We start from the raw sequence: 24,767 nt of genomic DNA on the forward strand, positions 1-24,767 counted from the left end.
GTGAACGAGCCGATCCATGCCGCGCTGACCGGCGCCGGGTTCAGCGCCGACGGCCAGGCCGAAGGCGCCGATTTCGCGAGCGACCGCATCCTCGCGCGCATCGGCCATGTCACGCGCGCGCTGCGCGATTCGATGCGCGAGCTCGGGCTCGACAAGCATGTCGAGCGGGCGGCGGAAGCCGTGCCCGATGCGCGCGACCGGCTGCGCTACGTCGCGACGATGACCGAACAGGCCGCCGTGCGCGTGCTGAACGCGATCGAGGTCGCGAAGCCGATGCAGGAGCGCATCCAGAACGAGGCCGAGGCGCTCGACGCGCGCTGGGCGCAGTGGTACGCGGCACCGATCGAGCACGCGGAAGTGCGCGAGCTGATGGACGATACGCGCACGTTCCTGCGCACGCTGCCCGAGTCGGCTTCGGCCACCCGCGCGCAACTGCTCGAGATCATGCTCGCGCAGGATTTCCAGGACCTGACCGGGCAGGTGATCAAGAAGATCATGGACATGGTCTACCTGATCGAGCAGCAGCTCCTCACGGTGCTCGTCGAGAACATCGCGCCCGAGCGGCGCGAGCAGTTCGCCGCCACCGCGGCTGCGCTCGCGGCCGAGCAGGTCAGCCCGACCGGCAGCCCCGAGTCGCTGCTGAACGGCCCGCAGATCGCGCCGGAAGGCAAGACCGACGTGGTCCAGGACCAGGGGCAGGTGGACGACCTGCTCGCCAGCCTGGGCTTCTGACCTGCCGCAGGCATCGGCGCGCCGCGTATCGCAGCGGCGCCCGATGCCCGCGTCACACGTTCCCCGCACCGCTTTCCCACGCACGTCTCACCTGCGAGGCCCAGGGTCGTCCTGCGTCAAATTGACACTTCGACACACTCAGCAGGCATACTACGCGTCAGCAGCAACGTAGCGTCATTCGTACGATTTCATATGTTGGCAGGTGGCGCGGGCGCGATGGCCGCACCGCCGGCAACAAAGCCAGTCCCTTGGGGGGGAACGTGAAGCTGAAACGCTTGGGCTGGGCCGTCGCGCACGCGACGGCTGCAATGGGTGTGCTGTGGAGCGTCCACGCATACGCGGAACTGGGCGGCGCGCCGATGTCGCCGCCGGCGGACGATCGGGCCGCGACCGTGCGCGCCTTGCAGCGCGCGATGCGTTCGGCAGACGGCATGCAGACGAGCACGGCCGCCTATACCGTCCGCGAGATCACGCTCGGATCGGGCACCGTCATCCACGAATACACGTCGGCCGCCGGCAGCGTGTTCGGCCTCGCATGGCAAGGGCCGACGATGCCGGATCTCGCGTCGCTGCTCGGCAGCTATTTCCCGCAGTACACCGCAGGCGTCCAGGCGGCGCACCAGGCGCGCGGCTGGCGCGCGCCCGTGTCCGTCGACACCAGCGGCCTCGTGATCCGGACCGGCGGCCACATGGGCGCCTTCTCGGGCCAGGCGTGGCTGCCGGCGGCACTGCCAGCCGGCCTGACCGGCACCGACATCCAGTGACAGCGGGAGAGCGATCTTGAGAATTCCTCGTACATTCAAGCGCTGGCTCGGCGTGCTGGGCCTCGCGGCGGCGACGGCCGTCCTCGTGACGGCTTGCGGCGGCGGAGACGGCGGCGGCAGCAGCTCGGGCAGCAACGGCAACGGCGGCAACAACGGTAACGGCGGCTCGGACGGCAATTCCGGGAACACGGCCGTCATCACCGTGAGCGCCGGCGTCGCGAACGTGATCAACATCCCGACCATCAGCCTGAAGGTCTGCGCGCCGGGCACGTCGAACTGCCAGGTGGTCAACAACGTGCTCGTCGATACCGCGTCCTACGGGCTGCGGCTCGTCGGCAGCGCCGTGTCGGGCGTGCTCGGCAGCCTCCCGCAGGTGACGAGCGGCGGCGCGCCGGTCGCCGAGTGCGGCAAGTTCGTGTCGAGCTATACGTGGGGGTCGGTGCGCACGGTCGACCTGTCGATCGGCTCCGAGCAGGCGAGTTCGCTGCCCGTGCAGATCATCGGCGACCTCGGCACGACCAACGTGCCGAGCTCGTGCACGAACGGCGGCGCGTCGGCCAACTCGGCGAGCGCGCTCGGCGCGAACGGGATCCTCGGCATCGGGCCGGCGCCGGTCGACTGCGGCACGACCTGCGCGACGTCGACGTCGACGAACAACAACTATTACGCGTGCCCGAACGGCAACAACGCGAACTGCACGGTCGCACTCGTGCCGGTGGCGCAGCAGGTGGCCAACCCGGTGCATCGCTTCGCCGACAGCAGCGGGGTGAGCGTGAGCATGCCGCAAATTTCGGACAGCGGGCAGGCCAGCGCAACCGGGACGCTGACGTTCGGCCTGCCCGACCTGACCGGGAAGACGGTGATGACGTCGACCACGACGGGCGACGTCAGCGCGACGTTCCAGGGGCGCAACGTGACCGCGTTCTTCGATACGGGTTCGAATGCGTACTTCTTCAACGATACGTCGGGCAAGTTGCCGGCCTGCTCGAAGAACACGCAGTTCTACTGCCCGTCGACGACGATCAGCAATTCGGCGACGCTGACCGGCCAGAACGGCGTGAGCGGCACGGTGACGATGCCCGTCGTGAACGCGGATTCGCTGTTCTCGAACCCGTCGACGTTCGCGTTCGACGACATCGCCGGCCCGTTCGGTTCGTCCAGCTGGCTCGATATCGGCATGCCGCACTTCTACAACCGGACGATCTACTTCGGGATGGACAAGACCGCGAGCGGCGGCGCGGCGCCTTTCGTCGCGTTCTGACGCGGCACGGCGACACGCAGGACCCAGGGGGCGAGCGATCGCCCCCTTTTTTATTCGACGGCCGTGCGCGGCACGACGGGTCCGACCGGTGCGCCGCCGCGCGCGGGCACAGCGCCTACGATGTAATACCGGCACCCATGCCGGCACGACATCGAGGAGGCAGCGCCATGAACCCGCGCATACAACGCATCACGCCGTTCCTGTGGTTCGACCGCGAAGCAGAGGCGGCCGCCGGTTTCTACGTATCGGTGTTCGACAACGCGCGCATCGTGCACGTCGCGCGCTACGGCAAGGCCGGCGCGCATGCGTCCGGCAGCGCGGAGGGCGCGGTGATGACCGTCGCGTTCGAGCTCGACGGGCAAGCCTTCGTCGCGCTGAACGGCGGCCCCGTGTTCCAGATCACGCCGGCCGTGTCGTTCGTCGTCAACTGCCGGGACCAGGACGAAATCGACCGCTACTGGGCGCGCCTGTCGGAAGGCGGCGACGAGCGTGCGCAGCAGTGCGGCTGGCTGCGCGACCGCTTCGGCGTGTCGTGGCAGGTCGTGCCGGCGCAGATGAGCGAGCTGATGACGGGCGATCCGGCGCGCGCGGAGCGCGTGATGGCGCAGGTGATGACGATGAAGAAGCTCGACCTCGACGCGCTGCAGCGGGCGGCGGCGGGCTAGGCGGCGGGAACCCGTTGCAGGCGTGAACCGGCGAACCGGCGCTAGGCCGGCGGCCGGCCGTCGCGCATCAGGCGCGTGTGATCGAGGAAGCGGTGGCCGGGCCCGTACGCGGTGCTTTCGATCCGGACGGCGTCGGCCGGCGCGACCGGGCGCCCGGCGGCATCGACCGGCACCGATTCGATCTCGACGACCGGCACGCACCAGGCCGCGCGGGCGCGTTCCGCCGGCTCGCCGCGCGTGTCGACGCAGCGGAAGGTGAAGCTCGCGGGAAAATCCTGCGCGTGCAGGGTTTGCGTCGATCCGTTCCACGCGTGGCGCAGGGCGATCGTGCCGGGATGCGGCGCGTCAGGCGCCTGCGCGCCGGGCGGGCGGGCCGGCGTGCCCGCGCAGCCGGCGGCCAGCGCGCAGGCAAGCGACAGCAACGGAACGAGCGGATGACGGAGCATGGTGCGGTTCGACCGGAATCGGCGAATCATGGCGAAGCGTAGCGCGCTTTGCACGCCCGCGTAATGCCGGCCGGTTAATCGAATGCGGCACACTCGTTGCCGATTATCGATCGCACTCGATTTCATTCGGACGTAATCAAATGCTGGATTATCCGGGGCTGTCGTTTCTGTCAGGTCTTCAAGATTATTAAAATGACGCGGCATGCAAGCCGATGGCGCCGGATTCCGCTATTGCAGCCATTCCCGCACCGCACGGGCCGGCGAGACGGCCCGTGCGCGCACTACCCGGCATGTGAAAAGAGATGGAGTCCGCCGACATTCAAACATATAATGCCGGCGTTGTTTCCGGGGTCGTCTATATAAAACATGAGGGTAATAAAATGAATTTTTCCGAAGCCGTTCGTGCCGTACTCAATAAATACGCAACATTCGAAGGCCGTGCGCGTCGTGCCGAATACTGGTATTTCGTGCTGCTGACCACGGTGCTGTCGATCGCCGCGCAGATCATCGGCGTGGCCGGCCGCGACGGCGGCCTGATCACGCTGCTGCTGCTCGGCGTGCTCGCCCTGATTTCGCTGGCGCTGATCATTCCGGGCATCGCGGTCAGCGTTCGCCGCCTGCACGATACGGGCCGCTCGGGCTGGTTCCTGCTGCTCGGCCTGATTCCGGTCGTCGGCGGCATCCTGCTGCTGGTATGGACGTGCTCGCGCGGCACCGAAGGTCCGAACCGCTTCGGCGCGGACCCGATCGTGGCGGCCTGACCGACGCCTGCCCCGACGCGCGACGCCGCGTCGGGGCCCGATTTCGCGTCGCCCCCGCTGCACCGCTTTACTGCTTCACCGTTTCCGCGTTTTTCCCCGCTTCACGCCGTCGCCGCTCCGCCCGGAGCCGACACCCGCCATCGCCCCCGCCGGCACGTTTTTCCGCCGCGCCGCACACCGTTCCGTCCCCCGTCCAGCGCCGTTCGCACCGGCTCGCCCGATTCCCCGAAATACCCCCCTTTCCCGGCTTTGCTCGACCGATCGGCGTTTGACGCCTCCATGAATAATCGGTGTCACTGGAAAGCGGCATTCCGCCGTACCCGACTGGAGGCCCCGTGGCAGACGAGAGCGATCTCGACAAGACCGAAGCCGCCACTCCCAGGCGCCGCGAGAAGGCGCGTGAGGAGGGGCAGGTCGCGCGTTCGCGCGAGCTGGCTTCGTTCGCGCTGCTCGCGGCCGGGTTCTATGGCGCGTGGCTGCTCGCGGGCCCGTCGGGCGGGCATCTGCAGGCGATGCTGCGCGGTGCGTTCACGTTCGATCGCGCGACCGCGTTCGACACGAGCCGGATGCTGTCGGCGGCCGGCAGCGCGAGCCTCGAGGGCTTCGCCGCGCTGCTGCCGATCCTCGCGCTCACCGGCGTCGCCGCGCTGCTCGCGCCGATGGCGCTCGGCGGCTGGCTGATCTCGTCGAAGACGTTCGAGCTGAAGTTCGACCGCCTGAACCCGATCTCGGGCCTCGGCCGGATCTTCTCGATCCAGGGGCCGATCCAGCTCGGGATGTCGTTCGCGAAGACGCTGGTCGTCGGCGGCATCGGCGGCATCGCGATCTGGCGCAGCAAGGACGAGCTGCTCGCCCTCGCGACGCAGCCGCTGCGCGTGGCGCTGCCCGATGCGCTGCACCTGATCGCCGTGTGCTGCGGCACGACGGTCGCCGGGATGCTGGTGGTCGCCGCACTCGATGTGCCTTACCAAATCTGGCAGTACAACAAGAAGTTGCGCATGACGAAGGAAGAAGTGAAGCGCGAGCATCGCGAGAACGAAGGCGATCCGCACGTGAAGGGGCGGATCCGCCAGCAGCAGCGTGCGATCGCGCGCCGCCGGATGATGGCGGCCGTGCCGAAGGCCGACGTGGTCGTGACGAACCCGACGCACTTCGCCGTCGCGCTGCAATACACGGACGGCGAGATGCGCGCGCCGAAGGTCGTCGCGAAGGGCGTGAACCTCGTCGCCGCGCGCATCCGCGAACTCGCGGCCGAACACAACGTGCCGCTGCTCGAAGCGCCGCCGCTCGCGCGTGCGCTGTATCACAACGTCGAACTCGAACGCGAGATTCCCGGCTCGCTGTACTCGGCCGTCGCCGAAGTGCTCGCGTGGGTCTACCAGCTCAAGCGCTTCCGTTCGGAAGGCGGCGCGTTCCCGGCGATGCCGGTCGATCTGGAGGTGCCGGCCGACCTCGACAAGGGCGCGTCGGTGTCCGCCGAAGACGAGCGCGAAGAACAGGAAGACACGCTCGGTAACGGAGGCACTGCATGATTAGCCCCCACGCTCACTTTCGTTCGCTGCCCCCCGAGGGGGTGGCTGCCTCCCTTGGGGCGGCCCGGCGGGAGGCAGCATGAGCACCCCGACCGGCCTGTTCGCGAAGCGCCCGAACCCGTTCGCGGGCACGAACCTGCGCGCGCTCGCGGGCCCGATCCTCATCTGCATGATTTTGGGGATGATGATCCTGCCGCTGCCGCCGATGCTGCTGGATCTGCTGTTCACGTTCAACATCGCGCTGTCCGTGATGGTGCTGCTCGTCAGCATGTACACGATGAAGCCGCTCGACTTCGCGGCGTTCCCGAGCGTGCTGCTGTTCTCCACGCTCCTGCGCCTGTCGCTGAACGTCGCGTCGACGCGCGTCGTGCTGCTCGAAGGCCACACGGGCCCGGACGCGGCCGGCCAGGTGATCGAGGCGTTCGGCCACTTCCTGGTCGGCGGCAACTTCGCGGTCGGCATCGTCGTGTTCGTGATCCTGATGATCATCAACTTCATGGTGATCACAAAGGGCGCGGGGCGGATCGCCGAAGTGTCCGCGCGCTTCACGCTCGACGCGATGCCCGGCAAGCAGATGGCGATCGATGCCGACCTGAACGCGGGCCTCATCAACGAAGAGCAGGCGCGCAAGCGCCGCCTGGCCGTGTCGCAGGAAGCCGAGTTCTACGGGTCGATGGACGGCGCGTCGAAGTTCGTGCGCGGCGACGCGATCGCCGGCCTGATCATCATGGCGATCAACGTGATCGGCGGGCTGATCGTCGGGATGGTCCAGCACGACATGACGTTCGCGGCCGCCGGCACGAACTACACGCTGCTGACGATCGGCGACGGCCTCGTCGCGCAGATCCCGTCGCTGGTGATCTCGACCGCGGCCGGCGTGATCGTGTCGCGCGTCGCGACCGACGAGGACATCGGCACGCAGATCACCGGCCAGCTGTTCACGAACCCGCGCGTGCTGAACATCACCGGCGCGATCATCGTGCTGATGGGGCTGATCCCCGGGATGCCGCACTTCGCGTTCCTCGCACTCGGCGGCGGCGCGATCTGGCTGGCCCGCACGCTGACCAAGCGCGCGGCGGCCCGCAAGGCGGCCGGCGACCTGACCGACATCGCGCCGCCCGCGGTGCTGCCGTCGGACAGCCACGAGGCGACCTGGGACGACGTGCAGCTGATCGACCCGCTCGGGCTGGAAGTCGGTTACCGGCTGATCCCGCTCGTCGACAAGAACAGCGACGGCGAACTGCTCAAGCGCATCAAGAGCATCCGCAAGAAATTCGCGCAGGAAATCGGCTTCCTGCCGCCGGTGATCCATATCCGCGACAACCTCGAGCTGCGGCCGAACGCGTACCGGATCGCGCTGAAGGGCGTCGAGATCGGGGTCGGCGAAGTGTTCCCGGGCCAGTGGCTCGCGATCAACCCCGGCCAGGTGACGGCCGCGCTGCCGGGCGCCGTCACGCAGGATCCCGCGTTCGGCCTGCCGGCCGTGTGGATCGACGTCGCGATGCGCGAACAGGCGCAGGTGTACGGCTACACGGTGGTCGACGCGAGCACGGTCGTCGCGACGCACCTGAACCATCTGGTCGTCCAGCACGCGGCCGAGCTGCTCGGCCGCCAGGAAGTGCAGTCGCTCATCGAGCGCACCGGCAAGGATGCGCCGTCGCTCGTCGAGGACCTCGTGCCGAAGACGATCTCGCTGACGACGCTGCAGAAGGTGCTGCAGAACCTGCTCGAGGAAGGCGTGCCGATCCGCGACATGCGCACGATTCTCGAAGCCGTGTCCGAACACGCGGGCCGCGGCGATGCGTTCGAGATCACGGCCGCCGTGCGGCTGTCGCTCGGCCGCGCGATCACGCAGCAGTGGTATCCGGGCGCCGGCGAGATGCAGGTGATGGGCCTCGACTCGAATCTGGAGCGCGTGCTGTCGCAGGCGCTCGCCACCGGCGCGAACCCGGGCCTCGAACCCGGCCTCGCGCACAACCTTCTGACCGGCACGCAACAGGCGATGCTGCGTCAACAGAATCTCGGGCTGCCGCCCGTGCTGCTGGTGCAGCACGCGCTGCGCGCGATGCTCGCGCGTTTCCTGCGCCGCAGCCTGCCGCAATTGAAAGTGCTGTCGTATGCCGAAGTGCCGGACACACGCACGATCAAAGTCGTTAACGTCATCGGGGGTTCCGCTTGAACATTCGCAAATTCACCGGCGCAACGAGCCGCGACGCACTTCGTCTCGTGCGCGAGGCGCTCGGCGCCGACGCGGTCGTGCTGTCGAACCGCACGCTCGATGACGGCAGCGTGGAAATCGTCGCCCTGGCAGATTCGGACCTGGCCGCCGTGGCGCCGCCGGCCGCGGCACGCCCGCGCATCGCCGCGTCGCGCCCGCCGGAATCGGTGCCGGCTGCCGCCGTGCCGGGCATCGTGTCGCGCCCGGGCGCGCCGCTGGCCCGCCCGACGGTCAATCCGTATGCGGCAGGCGAAGGCGGGCTGCCGGACGTGTTCTCGTCGGTGTTCGGTGCAAGCGCCGACGCGGACGAGGCGATGCCGCAACCTTCGGCGCTCGATGACGAAGCGCCGGCCGCGGCAGTGCCGTCTTCCGCCGCCCCCGCGCCGACCGCCGCCGCACCGGCCGCCGCGTCCGAACCCGCGCCGTGGCTCGTCGAGCACGCGAAGCGCCTGACGCAGCAGCGCGACGCGCTGATGGCGCGTGCGCAGGCGGCGCCCGCCGCGCCGCCAGCGAGCGCGCCTGCGCCGCAGGCCGCCGCGAGCGCGACGCCGCCCAACTGGGCGCGCGACATCGTGCGCGACGCCGAACGCCGGATGCCGGCCGCCGCCACCCGCGCGCCCGACGCGAACACGAGCGCGGCGCATGCCGCGAAGGCGGCCGAGCGCACGCGCCTGTCCGCCGACGCAGCCGCCGCGGTGGCCGACGCCGTGAAGTCGCGCATCGAGCGGATCGTCAACGATACGGTGATGCAGGAGCTCGGCGAACTGCGCGGGATGATGGCAGAGCAGTTCGACAGTCTGATGTGGCACGACCGCCAGCGTCGCAGCGCCGTGCATGGCGCGCTGACGAAGCACCTGTTCGCGGCCGGCTTCTCCGCGCAGCTCGTGCGGATGCTGGTCGACAACATGCCGGCCGGCGACGGCGCGCAGACCTTCGAACAGGCCGCCGAATGGGCGCAGTCGGTGCTCGCGTCGAACCTGCCGGTGCTCGACAGCGAAGATGCGCTGATGGAGCGCGGCGGCGTGTTCGCGCTGATGGGGCCGACGGGCGTCGGCAAGACGACCACCACCGCGAAGCTGGCCGCGCGTTGCGTGATGCGCTTCGGCGCGAGCAAGGTCGCGCTGCTGACCACCGACAGCTACCGGATCGGCGGCCACGAGCAGCTGCGCATCTTCGGCAAGATCCTCGGCGTGCCCGTGCACGCGGTGAAGGATGCGGGCGACCTCGCGCTCGCGCTGTCCGAGCTGCGCAACAAGCACATCGTGCTGATCGACACGATCGGCATGAGCCAGCGCGACCGCGCGGTGTCCGACCAGATCGCGATGCTGCACGGGGCGAACGCGCCGGTGCAGCGCCTGCTGCTGCTCAACGCGACCAGCCACGGCGACACGCTCAACGAAGTCGTGCAGGCGTACCGCAGCGCGGGCGAGCATCCGGACCTGGCCGGCTGCATCCTCACGAAGCTCGACGAGGCGACCCACCTCGGCGGCGTGCTCGACACGGTGATCCGCTACAAGCTGCCGATCCATTACGTGTCGACCGGCCAGAAGGTGCCGGAGAACCTGTACGTCGCGTCGACCAAATTCCTGCTGAAGAGCGCGTTCTGTGTACCGCGTGACGGCTCGCCCTTCGTGCCGCAAGACGAGGACATGCCGACGCTGCTTTCCGCACTGACCGCACGTTCCACCGCCGAGCTTCACGAGGTGCGATTTGGATAAACGAATCATCGACCAGGCCGAAGGGCTGCGGCGCCTGCTGGCCGGGCGCGCGTCACGCATCGTCGCGGTGGCGGGCGGGCCGGCGGGGGTCGGCTGCACGTCCACCGTCGTGAACCTGGCGGCGGCGCTCGCGTCGCTCGGCAAGGATGTGCTCGTGGTCGACGAGCGTGCCGACGTGCATTCGGCCAGCGCGACGCTGGCGGGCGCGTGGCTGCGCGACGGCGAGCGCACGCGGGTCGCGGCCGGCTTCGGCCTGTGCGCCGCGGCGCGGCTCGCGCGCACCGGCTACACCGACGCGCAGCTGAGCGATTTCATCGACGGCCCGGCCGACATCGTCCTCGTCGACGCGCAGCTCGGCGCCGACGGCTCGTTCTCGGCGCTCGCCCGCGAAGCGCACGACGTGCTGGTCGTCACGCGGGTCGCCGCGCAGGCGATCACCGAGGCGTATGCGTACATGAAGCGGCTGCATTTCGCGCATGCGTTCGCGCAGTTCCGCGTGCTGACCAATCACGTCGGCAGCCACGCGGACGCGAAGACGGCGTTCGACAACCTCGCGGGCGTCGCGAGCCGCTACCTGACGGTGTCGATCGCCGACGCGGGCTGCGTGAGCGCCGATCCGCTCGTCGAGCATGCGCGCGAGCTGACGCGTGCCGCGGTCGACGCGTTCCCGTCGTCGGCCGCCGCGCGTGACTACCGGCAGATTGCCGCCGACCTGCTGTACTGGCCGATGCGTCCGCGTTCGGGTGCGGGCCGCGCCGTGCACGCGGGCGGCAAGCCGTCGTATGAGGCGGGCGCGGCACACGCCGCGTGAGCGCCACCGGAAGGAGAGAGCCATGATGTACAACGCTCAAGGAAAGATGTCCCAGGCCGACGTGCTCGCGCAATATGCGCCGCTCGTGCGACGCCTCGGGCTGCAGCTCGTCGCGAAGATGCCGGCGAGCGTCGACCTCGACGACCTGATCCAGGCCGGCATGATCGGCCTGATGGACGCGGCCGGCCGCTACAAGGAAGACCAGGGCGCGCAGTTCGAGACCTACGCGACGCAGCGTATCCGCGGTGCGATGCTCGACGAGCTGCGCAGCAACGACTGGCTGCCGCGCAGCCTGCGCAAGACGTCGCGCGAGGTCGAGCACGCGGTGCACCAGGTCGAGCAGCATCTCGGCCGCTCGGCGAGCGAGACCGAGATCGCGCAGCACCTGAACATGCCGCTCGACGAATACCAGGGGATGCTGCAGGATCTGCACGGCAGCCAGCTGATCTACTACGAGGATTTCGACCGTGCAGCCGACGACGAGCCGTTCCTCGACCGCTATCGCGTCGATCACGCCGATCCGCTGTCGGCGCTGCTCGACGAGCACCTGCGCGAAGCGCTCGTCGAGGCGATCGAGCGGCTGCCGGAGCGCGAGAAGCTGCTGATGTCGCTGTACTACGAACGGGGTCTGAATCTGCGCGAGATCGGCGCGGTGCTCGAAGTGAGCGAATCGCGCGTGTGCCAGCTGCACAGCCAGGCCGTCGCGCGCCTGCGTGCCCGGCTGCGCGAACAGGCGTGGGTCGGCGCGGAGTCCTGACCCTTTACTGACGGCCGCGCGCGCCGACGCCGCGCGCGTGTGCCGGGTGCGCATCGTGTGTGCGCATGCTTGCGCATTCTGCGCGCCGATTTGCTACAATCCTCTCCGCTTTCCGAGGAGCGTTGCGACGGACCACCCTGCGTCCGCCAGGCTCGGAAGGCTTCACCAAGCAGTCGTGCGGCACAACCGCGTCGGCCCCGCTTCCTGAACGGCGCTCACGTCACCAATCTAGAAACTTTTTAGAAAGGAGGGCGTGATGAACGCCATTATCGATTCCAAAGCTTCCAACGATTACGTCGTCGCCGACATGGCGCTGGCCGGCTGGGGCCGCAAGGAACTGAACATCGCCGAGACCGAAATGCCGGGCCTCGTGCAGATCCGTGACGAATACAAGGCGCAGCAGCCGCTGAAGGGCGCGCGCATCGCCGGTTCGCTGCACATGACGATTCAGACGGGTGTGCTGATCGAGACGCTGAAGGCGCTCGGCGCGGACGTCCGCTGGGCCTCGTGCAACATTTTCTCGACGCAAGACCACGCCGCGGCCGCGATCGTTGAAGCCGGCACGCCGGTGTTCGCGTTCAAGGGCGAATCGCTCGACGAATACTGGGAGTTCTCGCACCGCATCTTCGAATGGCCGAACGGCGAATTCGCGAACATGATCCTGGACGACGGCGGCGACGCAACGCTGCTGCTGATCCTCGGCGCGAAGGCCGAGAAGGACCGTTCGGTGATCGCGAAGCCGACCAACGAGGAAGAAGTCGCACTGTACAAGTCGATCGCGCAGCACCTCGACGCGGACCCGACCTGGTACTCGACGCGCCTCGCGCACATCAAGGGCGTGACCGAGGAAACCACGACCGGCGTGCACCGCCTGTACCAGATGGAAAAGGACGGCCGCCTGCCGTTCCCGGCGTTCAACGTGAACGATTCGGTCACGAAGTCGAAGTTCGACAACCTGTACGGCTGCCGTGAATCGCTGGTCGACGGCATCAAGCGCGCGACCGACGTGATGATCGCGGGCAAGGTCGCGGTCGTCGCGGGCTACGGCGACGTGGGCAAGGGCTGCGCGCAATCGCTGCGCGGCCTGGGCGCGACCGTGTGGGTCACCGAAATCGACCCGATCTGCGCACTGCAGGCGGCGATGGAAGGCTACCGCGTCGTGACGATGGAATACGCGGCCGACAAGGCCGACATCTTCGTGACGGCCACCGGCAACTACCACGTGATCAACCACGATCACATGAAGGCGATGCGCCACAACGCGATCGTCTGCAACATCGGCCACTTCGACTCGGAAATCGACGTCGCGTCGACCCGCCAGTACCAGTGGGAAAACATCAAGCCGCAGGTCGACCACATCATCTTCCCGGACGGCAAGCGCGTGATCCTGCTGGCGGAAGGCCGCCTCGTGAACCTCGGCTGCGCGACCGGCCACCCGTCGTTCGTGATGTCGAACTCGTTCGCGAACCAGACGCTCGCGCAGATCGAGCTGTTCGTGCGCGGCAACGAGTACGAGAACAAGGTGTACGTGCTGCCGAAGCACCTCGATGAAAAGGTTGCGCGCCTGCACCTGGCGCGCATCGGCGCGAACCTGTCCGTGCTGTCGGACGAGCAGGCTTCGTACATCGGCGTGCAGAAGGACGGCCCGTTCAAGCCGAACCACTACCGCTACTGATCCGATGCGCCGCTGCCGCGGTGCCGGGCGCGCGTCACCCGCGCGCACCCGGTACGGCGGCACGGCGCGGGATCGCCGGCTGCCGCGGCGCGCCTTCGGGCACCCGCGGCAGCCGGCGGCGGCCACTGATCGTACCGATCGACAACCGAACCGGAGCACTCCATGAGCGTCATCCTCACCTGGGTCATCAACGCGCTCGCGCTGCTGATCATCACCTACCTCGTGCCGTCGATCCACATCAAGAGCTTCGGCACGGCGCTGATCATCGCGGTCGTGCTCGGCCTGATCAACACGGTGATCCGTCCGGTGCTGATCCTGCTGACGCTGCCCGTCACGATCGTCACGCTCGGGGTGTTCATCCTCGTCGTGAACGCGTTGTGCTTCTGGTTCGCGTCGTCGCTGCTGAAGGGCTTCGAGGTGTCGGGCTTCTGGTCCGCATTCTTCGGTTCGATCCTGTACAGCATCGTGTCGTGGCTGCTGTCCGCCCTGATCTTCGGTCAGCGCGACATCGGCTGACGCATGGGCCCGCTCCATCAGAATCATGAAAACGATCGAACTCTCGTTTGAATTCTTCCCGCCGAAAACGGCGGAAGGCGTCGAGAAGCTGCGCGCCACGCGTGCGCAGCTGCTGCCGCTGAAGCCGAAATTCGTGTCCTGCACGTTCGGCGCCGGCGGCTCGACGCAGCAGGGCACGCTCGATACGGTGCTCGACATGCAGAAGGACGGCCTCGAGGCCGCGCCGCACCTGTCGTGCATCGGCTCGTCGCGCGACAGCCTGCGCGCGATCCTCGACCAGTACCGCTCGTACGGCATCCGCCACATCGTCGCGCTGCGTGGCGACCTGCCGTCGGGGATGGGCGAAGTCGGCGAGCTGCGCTATGCGTCGGAACTCGTCAGCTTCATCCGTGCCGAGCACGGCGACTGGTTCCACATCGAGGTGGCCGGCTATCCGGAGTACCACCCGCAATCGCGCTCGCCGAAGGCCGATCTCGAGAATTTCGCGCGCAAGGTGAAAGCCGGCGCGAATTCCGCGATCACGCAGTACTTCTTCAACGCCGACGCGTATTTCCGCTTCGTCGACGATGCGCGCAAGCTGGGCGTGGAGGTGCCGATCGTGCCGGGCATCATGCCGATCACGAACTTCTCGCAGCTGATGCGCTTCTCCGAGATGTGCGGCGCGGAAGTGCCGCGCTGGGTCGCGCGCCGGCTCGAGAGCTTCGGCGACGATCGCGAGTCGATCCGCGCGTTCGGCGCGGACGTCGTCACGAGCCTGTGCCAGCGTCTGGTCGACGCGGGCGTGCCCGGGCTGCATTTCTATACGCTGAACACGGCGGCCGCGACGCGGACGATCTGTGAACGGCTCGTCATGTAAGCGCGCTTACGCGATTGCATGCGTCAAAGCCCCGCCGGTTGTGCCGGCGGGGCTTTTTTCGTGGCTTGCGGCGCGCGGCCGCGTGCGTCAGCGCTGCGCCTGCATCAGCGGCGGTCGACGCTCGAACCACGGCCGCGCCTGTTCGAGCTGCCGGGCGAGCCGGAGCAGCAGTCCGTCGTCGGCGTGACGCGCGGCGAACTGCACGCCGATCGGCAGCCCGCGCGCGTTCCAGTAGAGCGGCACCGACATCGCCGGCTGGCCGGTCAGGTTGAACAGTTCGGTGCAGCCGGCCCACGTGAACGCCTTTTCCGACGACTTCGCGAGCATCTCCTTCAGCAGCGGCTTCACCGGCAGCGCGGCGAGCACCTTCATCTGCGCCGCTTCGAACGGCGTCGGCTGCAATTCGCCGATCTTCACCGGCGGGCCCGCGAGCGACGCGCACAGGATCGCGTCGTAGCGCGACACGAGGCCGGCCACCTGCACGGTGAGCTGGCGCTGCCATTCGAGCACGTCCGGCAGGCGCGTGCGCGCAAGGCGCCGGCCGACCACGGCCATCGCCCACGTCGCGGCCTCGAATTCGCCGCGCTTCGGCGAGCGGCCGGTCAGCGCACGCGCGCCGAGCACCATCTCCTCGGCGATCGTCGCCCATAGCGTGAGGAAGGTTTCGGCGGCGCGCGCGTAGTTGACCTGCAGCGTCGCCGGCTCGACATGGTGGCCGAGCGATTCGAGCAGTGCGGCCGCGTCGTCGAGCGCCGCGCGCGTGTCGTCGGCCAGTGCCGGCGCGAGCATCGGGTCGAGCACGAGGCCGATCCGCAGCGGGCCGGGCGGCGTGTCGAGCTCGCCGAGGAACGTGCCGGGCGCGCCCGGTGGCAAGGTCTGGCCGGTCGTCACGTCGAGCAGCAGCGCGCTGTCGCGCACGCTGCGCGTGACCGCATGCTGGACGACCAGCTCGCCGTTCGACGGCAGGTCGACGAGTACCGGGTTGCGGCTCGGCTTCAGGCCGAACAGCCCGCAGCACGACGCCGGAATGCGGATCGAGCCGCCGCCGTCGGACGCATGCGCGAGCGGCACGATGCCGGCCGCGACGGCCGCCGCCGCACCGCCGCTCGAGCCGCCAGGCGTGTGATCGAGATTCCACGGATTGCGGCACGCGCCGAACAGCTCGGGTTCGGTGTACGGCATCTGGCCGATCTCCGACGTGTTGGTCTTGCCGAACACGTTGAGACCGGCCGCGCGGCTGCGCGCGATCACCGGCGAATCGTCGGCGGGCACGAAATACCGGTAGTGCCGGCTGCCCATCGACAGCGGCAGCCCGGCGACCGCCGCGCCGAGATCCTTCACGAGATAGGGAACGCCGGCGAACGGCGCGTCGGCGCCGCCGTCGGGTGGGGCGGCCGCGCGCTGGCGTGCGGCTTCGTAGTCCTGCAGCACGATCGCGTTGATCGCGCCGTTGACCGCTTCGGCCTGGCCGATCGCGGCGTCGAGCAGTTCGCGCGGGCTCGCCTTGCGTTCGCGTACCAGTGTGGCGAGGCCGATCGCGTCATGCGCGAGATAGTCCGAGTGCATCGCTGTCATCCCCGTGGTGGCTCGTGGCGATGACAGCAGCATAACGCGGGCCCGGTGCGCGGGGCCCGCGGCCGGCCGTTTTTAGAGGTGCTCGGCGAGGAAGGTCAGCGTGCGGCCGTGCGCGAGCGCCGACGCGCGCTGGTTGTACGACGCGCGATCCGTGCAGTTGAAGCCGTGCTCCGCGCCCGGATAGTCGTGGAACGACGCGTGGCCGTGGCCGGCGAAGGCGGCCTTCACCTGGTCGACGGCCTCGGGCGGGATCGCGTGGTCGTGTCCCGCGTAGTGGAACAGGATCGGCTGCTTGATCTGGCCGGCCAGATCGAGCGCGTTCTGGATGCCGCCGCCGTAGTAGGCCACGGCCGCGTCGATCTTGCCGGTCGCGGCCGCGCGGTACGCGAGCTGGCCGCCGAAGCAGTAGCCGATCGCGGCGATCTTGCCGGCCACTTCCGGGCGCGCGCGCAACGCATCGGCGGCCGCGCCGATGTCCGCGACCGCGAGGCCCACGTCGGTCTTTTTCATCAGCTCGATGCCCTTGTCGCGATCCGCGCCTTCGTAGGTCAGCTCGACGCGCGGCTGCGTGCGCCAGAACACGTCCGGCGCGAGCGCGACGAAGCCGTCGGACGCGTACTGGTCGGCGACCGCGCGGATGTGCGCGTTCACGCCGAAGATCTCCTGGATGATGATGACGGCAGGGCCTTTGCCGCGCTTGGGCAGCGCGAGATAGCCGCCGAAAGTGTCGTTACCGGCGGGGATGTCGATCCATTGGGCAGTCACGTTCTGAACTCCTGGCGAACGGGGTGCGCGATGCGCGCCCCTAGGGGGAAGAGGGCGGCCTAGTGTGCCATCGATCGTGTGACGCTGCAGCGCACGCGCCCGCTTCTCGCGCAGCGATCGTTTCGATCTCGATAATTCATTTTTCGGCGCTGCGCCGCTTCGATAGAGTCGATGTGCCGGCCTTTACAAAGCGCTTTCGCGCACCGTCATCGAAGGATTCACCATGTCCGCCCGTCTGTTTTCCACGCCCTTTTCCGAACGCTTCGGCCTGCGCCTGCCGCTCGTGCAGGCGCCGATGGTCGGCGCGACCACGACCGCGATGGTCGCCGCCGCGTCGAATGCCGGCGCGCTCGGCAGTCTCGGTGCCGCCGCGTTCGCGCCCGAGCGCCTCGCGACCGAAGTCGACGCCATCCGCGCGGCGACCGATCGCCCGTTCGCGATCAACCTGTTCGTGCTGCCGGACGCGACGCCCGACGCGGCGACCGTCGCCCGCGCGCTCGCCGCGATCGACCCGCTGCATGCAGCGCTCGGGTTGCCGCCGGGCACCGCGCCCGCGCGCTACGCGCCCGACTTCCGCGCGCAGCTCGACGCACTCGTGGCGCTGCGCGTGCCCGTTGCGAGCTTCACGTTCGGCGTGCTCGATGCAGCCGACGTCGCGCGCCTGAAGGCGGCCGGCACCTACGTGATCGGCACGGCGACGCACGTGGCCGAGGGTCTCGCCTGGCAGGCGGCCGGCGCCGACGCGCTGTCCGCGCAGGGCGCCGAGGCGGGCGGCCATCGCGGCACGTTCATCGGTTCCGCCGACGATGCACTGATCGGCACGCTCGCGCTCGTGCCGCAACTGGTCGACGCGACCGGCCTGCCCGTGCTCGCCGCGGGCGGCATCATGGACGGCCGCGGGATCGCGGCCGCGCTTGCGCTCGGCGCGCAGGGCGCACAGCTCGGCACCGCGTTCCTCACCTGCACGGAAAGCGCGATCGCGGCGGACTGGAAGGCGCGCCTGCTCGCGAGCGCCGACACGTCGACGCAGGTCACGCGCGCCATCACCGGCCGCCACGCGCGCGGGCTGCGCAACACGCTGATGGCCCGGCTCGGCGAACGCGTGGCCGACGCCGCGCCGTACCCGGTGCAGAACGCGCTGACGCAGCCGCTGCGCCAGGCCGCCGCGCGCGCGAACGACGGCGACTATCTGTCGCTGTGGGCCGGGCAGGGCGCGCCGCTTGCGCGGCGGCGCGGCGATGCGCCGACGACGTCGCAGCTCGTCGCGGCGCTCGATGCCGAATGGCGTGCGGCGGCCGCCTGAATCGTTCATATCGGACGACGAAACGCGCGTTGTCACGCGCGTTTCATTCAATGATCACGGGCACAAAATACCGAATCGAAATGCCCCCGGAATGTTTTAAAACGACCTTTCATCAAGTCGCCTGGAATTAGCGGAAACCCTTATCCGGCGCGGCTCGCGGCGATATTCGAGGAGTCGTTCCAAAGCGTGCATATCGGTAGTGTTACCACTACCCCAAAAAAGTCCCACAAATTAATTTGATCACCTACACTTGCGCGCAAGTACGGACGGGCGGCTGCTAAAAGCGGCGGTTTTCACGTGCTTGAGGCCAAGTGCATGAACGATGCAACCGGCGAATCGTCCAGTGATTGCAAACACAGGGATGGCAGCGGGGCACCGGGCGATGGCGTTTATTGGGACCGAAACTGGAGACTTACATGAATATCAAGATGCAAAAGCTGTTGCCGATCACCGCGGCCGCGATGCTGTGCGCTGCAGCTGCGGGCAACGCAGCGGCCGATCAAGTCGTCAAGATCGGCCACGTCGCGCCCTTGACGGGCGGCATTGCACACCTGGGCAAGGACAACGAAAACGGCGCACGTCTCGCGGTTGAAGAGATCAACGCCAAGGGTCTCACGGTCGGCGGCCAGAAAATCACGCTGCAACTCGACCCGCAGGATGACGCGGCCGACCCGCGGCAGGCCACGCAGGTTGCGCAGAAGCTCGTCGACGACAAGGTCGTCGCGGTGGTCGGCCACCTGAACTCGGGCACGTCGATCCCGGCCTCGAAGATCTACAGCGATGCGGGCATCGTGCAGATCTCGCCGTCGGCGACCAACCCGGCCTACACGCAGCAGGGCTTCAAGACCACGTACCGCGTGGTGGCCACCGATGCGCAGCAGGGCCCGGCACTCGCGAACTACGCGCACTCGAAGGGCATCAAGAGCGTGGCCGTGGTCGACGATTCGACCGCATACGGCCAGGGTCTCGCGAACGAGTTCGAGAAGAAGGCCAAGGCGCTCGGCCTGAAGGTGGTGTCGCATGACGCGACGAACGACAAGGCGGTCGACTTCCGCGCGATTCTGACCAAGATCAAGGGCGAGAATCCGGACGCGATCATGTACGGCGGCATGGACGCCACCGGCGGCCCGTTCGCGAAGCAGGCGAAGCAGCTCGGCCTGCGCGCGAAGATCTTCGCGGGCGACGGCGTGTGCACGGAAAAGCTGGCCGACCTGGCCGGCGACGCGACCGACAACGTGGTGTGCTCGGAAGCCGGTGCTTCGCTCGAGAAGATGTCGGGCGGCGCGGCGTTCAAGGCGAAGTACGAGAAGCGCTTCGGCCAGCCGATCCAGATCTACGCACCGTTCACGTATGACGCCGTGTACATCATCGTCGATGCGATGAAGCGCGCGAACTCGGCGGATCCGGCGAAGATCCTCGCCGCGATGCCGGCGACGAACTACTCGGGCGTGATCGGCACGACGACCTTCGACTCGAAGGGCGACCTGCAGCACGGCGTGATCTCGCTGTACAACTACAAGGGCGGCAAGAAGTCGCTGCTCGACGAAGTGAAGATGTAACGATACAAGCGGTCAACAGAAGGGGTGAAAGCGCGCATGCGGCAACGCATGCGCGCTTTCTTTTTGGGCCGGCGCGCGCCGCGCCCCGTCAGATCTTCAGCCGCGCGAGCACCTTCGGCGCGACGGCCGCGACGAGTGCCGCGCACAGCGCGACGACGGACAGGCCGATCGTCAGGTTCGACGCCTGCGCGACGGCGCCGATCACGACCGGACCGAACAGCATGCCGAAATACGCGAGCCCGGCCACGTGCGCGAGCCCTTCGGCTGCATGGATGCCTTTCACGCGCGCGGCGGCCGCGAACAGCACCGGCATCATGTTCGCGAGGCCGAGGCCCATCAGCGTGAAGCCGGTCAGCACCGTGGCCGAATACGGCAGCAGCAGCGCGCCGATCATCCCCGCGCAGGCGAGCGACGCGCTCGCGAACACGAGTTGCGGCGCGCCGAAGCGGGCGCGCACGGCGTCGCCCGCGAAGCGCGCGATGGCCATCCCGCCCGAGAACGCGGCATAGGCGGCGCTGGCGAGCGCGGGGCTCGCCACGACGACGTCGCGCATGTAGACCGTCGCCCAGTCGTACATCGCGCCTTCGGCGATCAGCGCGACGAGCGCGATGCCGCCGAGCATCCACAACGCCGGCGAGCGCCAGCGGTTGCCGCCGCCGTGCGCGTGTTCGTGATGCGGCACATGCGGGAGCACGGCCGGGCTGGCGACCACGAGCACCGTCGCGCTGGTCGCCGCCGCGAGCGCGAGATGCACGGCCGGCGCCATGCCGGCCGACAGTAGCGCGCCGCCGGCGGCCGCGCCGGCCATCCCGCCGATGCTGAACATGCCGTGCAGCGACGACATGATCGGCCTGCCGATCGCGATTTCGACCGCGCTGGCCTCGGCGTTCATCGCGACGTCGAGTGTCGCCATCGAGAAGCCGAACAGCGCGAGCACCGCCAGCAGCATCGGGTAGTCGGGCACGACGAGGATCAGCGCCGCGCAGGCCGACATCACGAGCCCGCCCGCGAGGCACGCGGTGCGCGAGCCGACGCGCGCGATCCAGCGCGCGATGGTCAGCATCGCGGCGATCGAGCCGACGGCGACCGCGAACAGCGCGATCGACAGCAGCCCGGGGCTCAGCGCGAACTTGTCGCGCACGGTCGGCACGTGCACGCCCCACGACGCGAACATCATGCCGGCGACGAAGAACAGCGCCATCGATGCCGCGCGGGCCCGCTGGCGGGCCGGCAGCGACAGCACGCGATGCGCGTCGGGCGGCGCGGCGAACGGGGACGACGATTCGGGGGAGGAGGATTCGGACACGATGACGCTCATCAAAGGAAATGCACGGACGCGTGCGGCGCCCGTCGGATCCGTCCGATTCTATCGAACCGCTTACGATCGTGCCGGGCGTTGGCCGTTCGGCCGATGATCCGGCGATGTCCCGGTGACCCGCGTTCGGCCGCATCGACTGCCTTGGCCGTTCGACCGGTGCACGGCGCGCCGCGCCCGCGGGTAACATCGGAGCGAATGGCGTGCCCGGCGCGCCACCCTTCGACCGCAGGAGTCCTCTTGAACATCGATCCCGCTCTCGCCGTGCATCTGCTGCACCGCTGCGCGCTCGGCACGCTCGCCACCCATGCGCGCGATCCGCAGGGTTTCCCGTATCCGACGGTCGTCCCGTTTGCACCCGATGCAAGCCATCGTCCCGTGATCCTCGTGAGCGGCCTCGCGGAGCACACGCGCAATCTGGCCGCCGATCCGCGCGCGGGCTTCCTCGTCGTCGATGCGCCCGACGGCGACGTGTTGAACGCCGAGCGCGCGACGCTGCTCGGCCGGTTCGTGCCGCTCGGCGACGATCCGCACGTCACCGCGCGCTACTGTCGTTATGAGCCGGATGCCGCGCGCTATCTCGCGCTGGGCGATTTCACGTTCTGGGCACTCGATGTCGAGCGGCTGCGCTATATCGGCGGGTTCGGGCGCATGGGCTGGGTCGACGGCACGCATCTCGATACGCTGCCGCCGCTCGCGTTCGACGAGGAGCAGGCGTTATGGGACGCGTACGATGCCGGCGCGGCGCGCCGCGACGGGCTCGAATTGCTCGGCGTCGATCGCCACGGCACCGACTGGCGACATGCCGGCCGCCGCGTGCGTACGCCGTTTGATACGCCATTGGCCGATGCGGGCGAATGGCGCGAGCGGCTGATTGCGTGCGCGCGGGATGTGACGTGACGTCGCGGATACCGGCGGGTCCGCGCCGAGCCCGTTTAGCGAGGCGCGCCATCCGATTTTCGTAAAACTGTCGTCCGATGAAAGCTTCTATTTTTCAAATGCAGGGTAATTGCGTATGTTGATAGACCTAATAGCCAATCGCTAATGTCCTAATCTCTGTGTAGGAACGTAAAAATTTGAGAAAAGGCCGCGGCCGGTCAAAATGACACGTGTGAATTCCAATTGATCTCGGGATTTTCATGAATCTCGCTTCTATCAAATCTTTTTTGTGCTAATCTCTGCCTTCGAAAATCCGAGGCACATATATTTCATGAATGGTGAGCTGGCTGCAGACCGGCGCCATTGGTCAGATAGAAAGGGAAACTATGTCTTCTTACAAGGACCTGCTGGCCCAGCGGGAGAAGCTGGAGAAGCAAATCGAAGAAGCAAAGTCGCGTGAATACGCTGAAGTGCTGAATGACGTGAAGCAGAAAATTGCCGACTACGGCTTTTCGCTCGCCGAACTCGGTCTCAGCCGCGCGAAGGCAGGTAAGGTTGGTCGTCCGCGCGCAGGCGTTGCCGCGAAATACCGCGATCCGGAAACGGGCGCGACGTGGTCGGGCCGCGGCAAGCCGCCGCGCTGGATCGCCGGCAAGAACCGCGAACAGTTTGCGATTTAAACGCCCGTTTAAATAGCCTGCTCTTCAAAAGAGCCGCGTGTCCGTTAAGGAGCGCGGCTTTTTTGTTTTCAGCGGTCGCCGCGCACATGGCGTTGTCATGAAAATGTAATGATGGGGCGTGAATGAAAATACGACCCGTTCGCATAAGCGGTTGATTTAAATAAGAAATTTGTGGGTATTGGCGAGGTTCACGGGGCGCCCTTGATAGAATCGGGTATCGCTCACCGATATCTCATATTTCATGTCCACGTTTTCCGGCGACGCGCAGAGCGCAGATAAGCACGCGGTTGCACGCAAGAGCACGTTCGTCAGTATTGTGCTGAATGTCGTGCTTGCGACATTTCAGATCGTCGTCGGCGTGATTGCCCATTCGCAGGCATTGATTGCTGACGGGGTGCATTCGATTTCCGATTTGATCTCGGATTTTGTCGTGCTGGTTGCGAATCGGCATAGCGGCGCATCGCCGGATGCCGACCACAATTACGGCCACAGCCGCTACGAGACCGTCGCCTCGCTGTTTCTCGGCGCGATCCTGATTGCGGTTGGCGTCGGCATGCTGTGGCGGGCCGGCGACCGCCTCGTTAATCTCGAAAACATTCCGGCGGTACATTTTTCCGCGCTGATCGTCGCGCTGACGGTGCTCGTGTCGAAAGAGGCGCTGTTTCGCTACATGCTGCGCGAAGCGCGGCGCGTCCGTTCGGCGATGCTCGTCGCGAACGCATGGCATGCGCGTTCGGATGCCGCGTCGTCGCTCGTCGTCGCGATCGGCATCGTCGGCAGCCTGGCCGGCGTGCGGCTGCTCGACCCGATCGCGGCGGCGATCGTCGGTTTCATGGTGGCGCGCATGGGCTGGACGTTCGGCTATGACGCGTTGCAGGATCTCTCCGACCGCGCGCTCGATACGACCGATACGGCCGAGATCCGCGCGCTGCTCGCGGCGACCCCGGGCGTGCGCGACGTGCACGACCTGCGCACGCGCAAGATGGGCGACGCCGCGCTCGTCGACGCGCACATCCTCGTCGATCCGAAAATCTCCGTCTCCGAAGGGCACTACATCGCCGAGACCGCGCGTGCGCGCGTGCTGAACGACCCTCGCGTGCTCGATGCGCTGATCCACGTCGATCCCGAGAACGACGCGGCGCGCCGTCCGGCGCTCGCGCTGCCGCCGCGCGGCGAGATCGTGGCACGGCTCGAGGCCGCGCTCGCGCAGCGCGGGCTGCATGCGGCGGCCATCAACCTGCATTACCTGAGTACGGGGCTCGAGATCGACGTGACGCTTACCTGCGATCCGCACGAGACGGATGCGGCGCTGGCTGGCCGGCTCGGCGCCGACGCGCTGAAGCGCGAGTTCGGCGCGCGCCGGATCGGCTTCACGCGCACGATGCCCGCGCAGGCGTGACCCGCCGCGGGCGCGCGGGATGGACGGCCGCCAGCGCGTGCCGGCGCGTTACAGCGGCAGTTGCGTGTCGAACTTGATCTCGCGCAGCACGACGCTCGTGCGTACCTGCGACACGGCGGGGATCTTGAAGATGCGTTCGTGCAGGAACACGTCGTAGGCCTTGATGTCCGGCGCGACGATCTTGAGGATGTAATCGGCTTCGCCGGTCGTGCTGTAGCACTCGGTGACTTCCGGGCAGGTCGAGATCTCGCGCTCGAATTGCTCGACGCCGCCTTCGTTGTGGCGGGTCAGGTGCACGTGCGCGAGCGCGCAGACGTGCAGGCCGAGCTTCTCGCGATCGAGCAGCGCCGTGTAGCGCTGGATCACGCCCGACTGTTCCATGTCCTTGATGCGGCGCCAGCACGGCGTGCTCGACAGGCCGACCTGGTCCGAGATTTCCTGGACCGAGCGGCGCGCGTCGAGCTGCAACAGGCGAAGGATTTTTTGCGAAAAGGAATCGAGCGTCACCTGCGCCTCCATGCGGCAACTACAACACGCTGAATGTTAGAGGGCCGGGAAAGGAAAGGCAATCTGGCGTCGC

General features: G+C 67.8%; 23 protein-coding genes and 1 riboswitch. Of the genes, 18 read left to right on the top strand and 5 right to left on the bottom strand.

All coding sequences use genetic code 11. The features are described from left to right. The 4 genes from cheZ (at position 1) to CFB43_RS01095 (ending at position 3,422) form a co-directional block, all read left to right on the top strand. Positions 1-732: a protein phosphatase CheZ gene (gene cheZ / locus CFB43_RS01080; protein ID WP_089493894.1), complete on the top strand. Its 732-nt coding sequence runs from the start codon at positions 1-3 to the stop codon at positions 730-732. Between the two features lie 260 nt (positions 733-992). After that, the gene (locus CFB43_RS01085) at positions 993-1,496 is read left to right on the top strand and encodes a DUF2844 domain-containing protein (RefSeq protein ID WP_089424239.1); all 504 of its coding nucleotides are present in this window, start codon (positions 993-995) and stop codon (positions 1,494-1,496) included. A gap of 16 nt (positions 1,497-1,512) precedes the next feature. Next, positions 1,513-2,757, top strand: coding sequence for a DUF3443 family protein (locus CFB43_RS01090; RefSeq protein ID WP_089493895.1), 1,245 nt, complete (start codon positions 1,513-1,515; stop codon positions 2,755-2,757). 167 nt (positions 2,758-2,924) lie between these two features. Further along, entirely contained in the window at positions 2,925-3,422 is a 498-nt protein-coding gene (locus CFB43_RS01095) for a VOC family protein (RefSeq protein ID WP_089493896.1), read from the top strand. Positions 3,423-3,463: 41 nt separating this feature from the next. Here CFB43_RS01095 and CFB43_RS01100 read toward each other — a convergent pair whose 3' ends face one another. After that, positions 3,464-4,072 carry a hypothetical protein gene (locus CFB43_RS01100; RefSeq protein ID WP_144023029.1) on the bottom strand — a complete coding sequence of 203 codons (609 nt, stop codon included), beginning with the start codon at positions 4,070-4,072 and terminating at the stop codon, positions 3,464-3,466. Positions 4,073-4,248: 176 nt separating this feature from the next. On the opposite strand from CFB43_RS01100, the gene CFB43_RS01105 reads away from it, so the two are divergent. The 9 genes from CFB43_RS01105 to metF all read left to right on the top strand — a co-directional run bounded on the left by CFB43_RS01105 (position 4,249) and on the right by metF (position 14,712). Continuing rightward, positions 4,249-4,629 carry a DUF805 domain-containing protein gene (locus CFB43_RS01105; protein ID WP_089438983.1) on the top strand — a complete coding sequence of 127 codons (381 nt, stop codon included), beginning with the start codon at positions 4,249-4,251 and terminating at the stop codon, positions 4,627-4,629. Positions 4,630-4,964: 335 nt separating this feature from the next. Continuing rightward, positions 4,965-6,161, top strand: coding sequence for a flagellar biosynthesis protein FlhB (gene flhB, locus CFB43_RS01110; protein ID WP_089493898.1), 1,197 nt, complete (start codon positions 4,965-4,967; stop codon positions 6,159-6,161). Between the two features lie 79 nt (positions 6,162-6,240). Next, positions 6,241-8,340 carry a flagellar biosynthesis protein FlhA gene (flhA, locus tag CFB43_RS01115; RefSeq protein WP_089493899.1) on the top strand — a complete coding sequence of 700 codons (2,100 nt, stop codon included), beginning with the start codon at positions 6,241-6,243 and terminating at the stop codon, positions 8,338-8,340. After that, positions 8,337-10,097 (top strand): flagellar biosynthesis protein FlhF, encoded by a 1,761-nt coding sequence (gene flhF, locus CFB43_RS01120; protein ID WP_089493900.1) that lies wholly within the window; start codon positions 8,337-8,339, stop codon positions 10,095-10,097. The genes flhA and flhF overlap by 4 nt, the downstream gene beginning before the upstream one ends. Beyond that, positions 10,090-10,908 (top strand): nucleotide-binding protein, encoded by an 819-nt coding sequence (locus CFB43_RS01125; protein ID WP_089493901.1) that lies wholly within the window; start codon positions 10,090-10,092, stop codon positions 10,906-10,908. Before flhF ends, CFB43_RS01125 begins: the two co-directional genes overlap by 8 nt. Positions 10,909-10,930: 22 nt before the next feature. Continuing rightward, the gene (locus CFB43_RS01130) at positions 10,931-11,665 is read left to right on the top strand and encodes an RNA polymerase sigma factor FliA (protein WP_006484033.1); all 735 of its coding nucleotides are present in this window, start codon (positions 10,931-10,933) and stop codon (positions 11,663-11,665) included. Between the two features lie 108 nt (positions 11,666-11,773). After that, a riboswitch (S-adenosyl-L-homocysteine riboswitch) is annotated at positions 11,774-11,889 on the top strand. 32 nt (positions 11,890-11,921) lie between these two features. Then, positions 11,922-13,340, top strand: a complete 1,419-nt coding sequence (gene ahcY, locus CFB43_RS01135; protein ID WP_069246874.1) for an adenosylhomocysteinase — start codon at positions 11,922-11,924, stop codon at positions 13,338-13,340. Between the two features lie 162 nt (positions 13,341-13,502). Further along, positions 13,503-13,856 (top strand): phage holin family protein, encoded by a 354-nt coding sequence (locus tag CFB43_RS01140; protein ID WP_006477367.1) that lies wholly within the window; start codon positions 13,503-13,505, stop codon positions 13,854-13,856. Between the two features lie 25 nt (positions 13,857-13,881). Further along, on the top strand, positions 13,882-14,712 hold the full coding sequence (gene metF, locus CFB43_RS01145; protein WP_089493902.1) for a methylenetetrahydrofolate reductase [NAD(P)H]: 831 nt from the start codon (positions 13,882-13,884) through the stop codon (positions 14,710-14,712). An 87-nt stretch (positions 14,713-14,799) separates the two neighbouring features. Here the strand turns inward: metF and CFB43_RS01150 are convergent, their stop codons facing one another. After that, positions 14,800-16,278 (bottom strand): amidase, encoded by a 1,479-nt coding sequence (locus tag CFB43_RS01150; protein ID WP_089493942.1) that lies wholly within the window; start codon positions 16,276-16,278, stop codon positions 14,800-14,802. 81 nt (positions 16,279-16,359) lie between these two features. Then, the gene (locus tag CFB43_RS01155; RefSeq protein WP_089493903.1) at positions 16,360-17,052 is read right to left on the bottom strand and encodes a dienelactone hydrolase family protein; all 693 of its coding nucleotides are present in this window, start codon (positions 17,050-17,052) and stop codon (positions 16,360-16,362) included. A gap of 223 nt (positions 17,053-17,275) precedes the next feature. On the opposite strand from CFB43_RS01155, the gene CFB43_RS01160 reads away from it, so the two are divergent. Together CFB43_RS01160 and CFB43_RS01165 are read left to right on the top strand one after the other, a co-directional pair. Next, positions 17,276-18,355, top strand: coding sequence for an NAD(P)H-dependent flavin oxidoreductase (locus CFB43_RS01160; RefSeq protein ID WP_089493904.1), 1,080 nt, complete (start codon positions 17,276-17,278; stop codon positions 18,353-18,355). 416 nt (positions 18,356-18,771) lie between these two features. Next, complete coding sequence (locus tag CFB43_RS01165) at positions 18,772-19,914, top strand: branched-chain amino acid ABC transporter substrate-binding protein (RefSeq protein ID WP_039346789.1); 1,143 nt, start codon at positions 18,772-18,774, stop codon at positions 19,912-19,914. 88 nt (positions 19,915-20,002) lie between these two features. Here the strand turns inward: CFB43_RS01165 and CFB43_RS01170 are convergent, their stop codons facing one another. Next, the gene (locus CFB43_RS01170) at positions 20,003-21,220 is read right to left on the bottom strand and encodes an MFS transporter (protein WP_179243600.1); all 1,218 of its coding nucleotides are present in this window, start codon (positions 21,218-21,220) and stop codon (positions 20,003-20,005) included. Positions 21,221-21,469: 249 nt separating this feature from the next. Between CFB43_RS01170 and CFB43_RS01175 the strand changes: the two genes are divergently transcribed. The 3 genes from CFB43_RS01175 (at position 21,470) to CFB43_RS01185 (ending at position 24,187) form a co-directional block, all read left to right on the top strand. Then, positions 21,470-22,129: a HugZ family pyridoxamine 5'-phosphate oxidase gene (locus CFB43_RS01175; protein ID WP_089493905.1), complete on the top strand. Its 660-nt coding sequence runs from the start codon at positions 21,470-21,472 to the stop codon at positions 22,127-22,129. 365 nt (positions 22,130-22,494) lie between these two features. Beyond that, complete coding sequence (locus CFB43_RS01180; protein ID WP_006491875.1) at positions 22,495-22,788, top strand: H-NS histone family protein; 294 nt, start codon at positions 22,495-22,497, stop codon at positions 22,786-22,788. A 241-nt stretch (positions 22,789-23,029) separates the two neighbouring features. Beyond that, the gene (locus CFB43_RS01185; RefSeq protein WP_089493906.1) at positions 23,030-24,187 is read left to right on the top strand and encodes a cation diffusion facilitator family transporter; all 1,158 of its coding nucleotides are present in this window, start codon (positions 23,030-23,032) and stop codon (positions 24,185-24,187) included. 48 nt (positions 24,188-24,235) lie between these two features. On the opposite strand, the gene CFB43_RS01190 is transcribed toward CFB43_RS01185, so the two are convergent. After that, positions 24,236-24,706, bottom strand: a complete 471-nt coding sequence (locus CFB43_RS01190) for an Lrp/AsnC family transcriptional regulator (RefSeq protein ID WP_011882933.1) — start codon at positions 24,704-24,706, stop codon at positions 24,236-24,238. Positions 24,707-24,767 lie beyond the last annotated feature (61 nt).

This window comes from Burkholderia sp. AU15512 (genome assembly GCF_002223325.1).
GTDB lineage: Bacteria > Pseudomonadota > Gammaproteobacteria > Burkholderiales > Burkholderiaceae > Burkholderia.

Excerpts from the sequence above, each read along its gene's own strand:
- CFB43_RS01095 (WP_089493896.1), top strand. The coding sequence starts at position 2,925 with ATGAACCCGCGCATACAACGCATCACGCCGTTCCTGTGGTTCGACCGC.
- CFB43_RS01100 (WP_144023029.1), bottom strand. The coding sequence starts at position 4,072 with ATGCCGCGTCATTTTAATAATCTTGAAGACCTGACAGAAACGACAGCC.
- CFB43_RS01105 (WP_089438983.1), top strand. The coding sequence starts at position 4,249 with ATGAATTTTTCCGAAGCCGTTCGTGCCGTACTCAATAAATACGCAACA.
- flhA (WP_089493899.1), top strand. The coding sequence starts at position 6,241 with ATGAGCACCCCGACCGGCCTGTTCGCGAAGCGCCCGAACCCGTTCGCG.
- CFB43_RS01130 (WP_006484033.1), top strand. The coding sequence starts at position 10,931 with ATGATGTACAACGCTCAAGGAAAGATGTCCCAGGCCGACGTGCTCGCG.
- ahcY (WP_069246874.1), top strand. The coding sequence starts at position 11,922 with ATGAACGCCATTATCGATTCCAAAGCTTCCAACGATTACGTCGTCGCC.
- CFB43_RS01140 (WP_006477367.1), top strand. The coding sequence starts at position 13,503 with ATGAGCGTCATCCTCACCTGGGTCATCAACGCGCTCGCGCTGCTGATC.
- metF (WP_089493902.1), top strand. The coding sequence starts at position 13,882 with ATGAAAACGATCGAACTCTCGTTTGAATTCTTCCCGCCGAAAACGGCG.
- CFB43_RS01150 (WP_089493942.1), bottom strand. The coding sequence starts at position 16,278 with ATGCACTCGGACTATCTCGCGCATGACGCGATCGGCCTCGCCACACTG.
- CFB43_RS01160 (WP_089493904.1), top strand. The coding sequence starts at position 17,276 with ATGTCCGCCCGTCTGTTTTCCACGCCCTTTTCCGAACGCTTCGGCCTG.
- CFB43_RS01165 (WP_039346789.1), top strand. The coding sequence starts at position 18,772 with ATGAATATCAAGATGCAAAAGCTGTTGCCGATCACCGCGGCCGCGATG.
- CFB43_RS01180 (WP_006491875.1), top strand. The coding sequence starts at position 22,495 with ATGTCTTCTTACAAGGACCTGCTGGCCCAGCGGGAGAAGCTGGAGAAG.
- CFB43_RS01185 (WP_089493906.1), top strand. The coding sequence starts at position 23,030 with ATGTCCACGTTTTCCGGCGACGCGCAGAGCGCAGATAAGCACGCGGTT.
- CFB43_RS01190 (WP_011882933.1), bottom strand. The coding sequence starts at position 24,706 with ATGGAGGCGCAGGTGACGCTCGATTCCTTTTCGCAAAAAATCCTTCGC.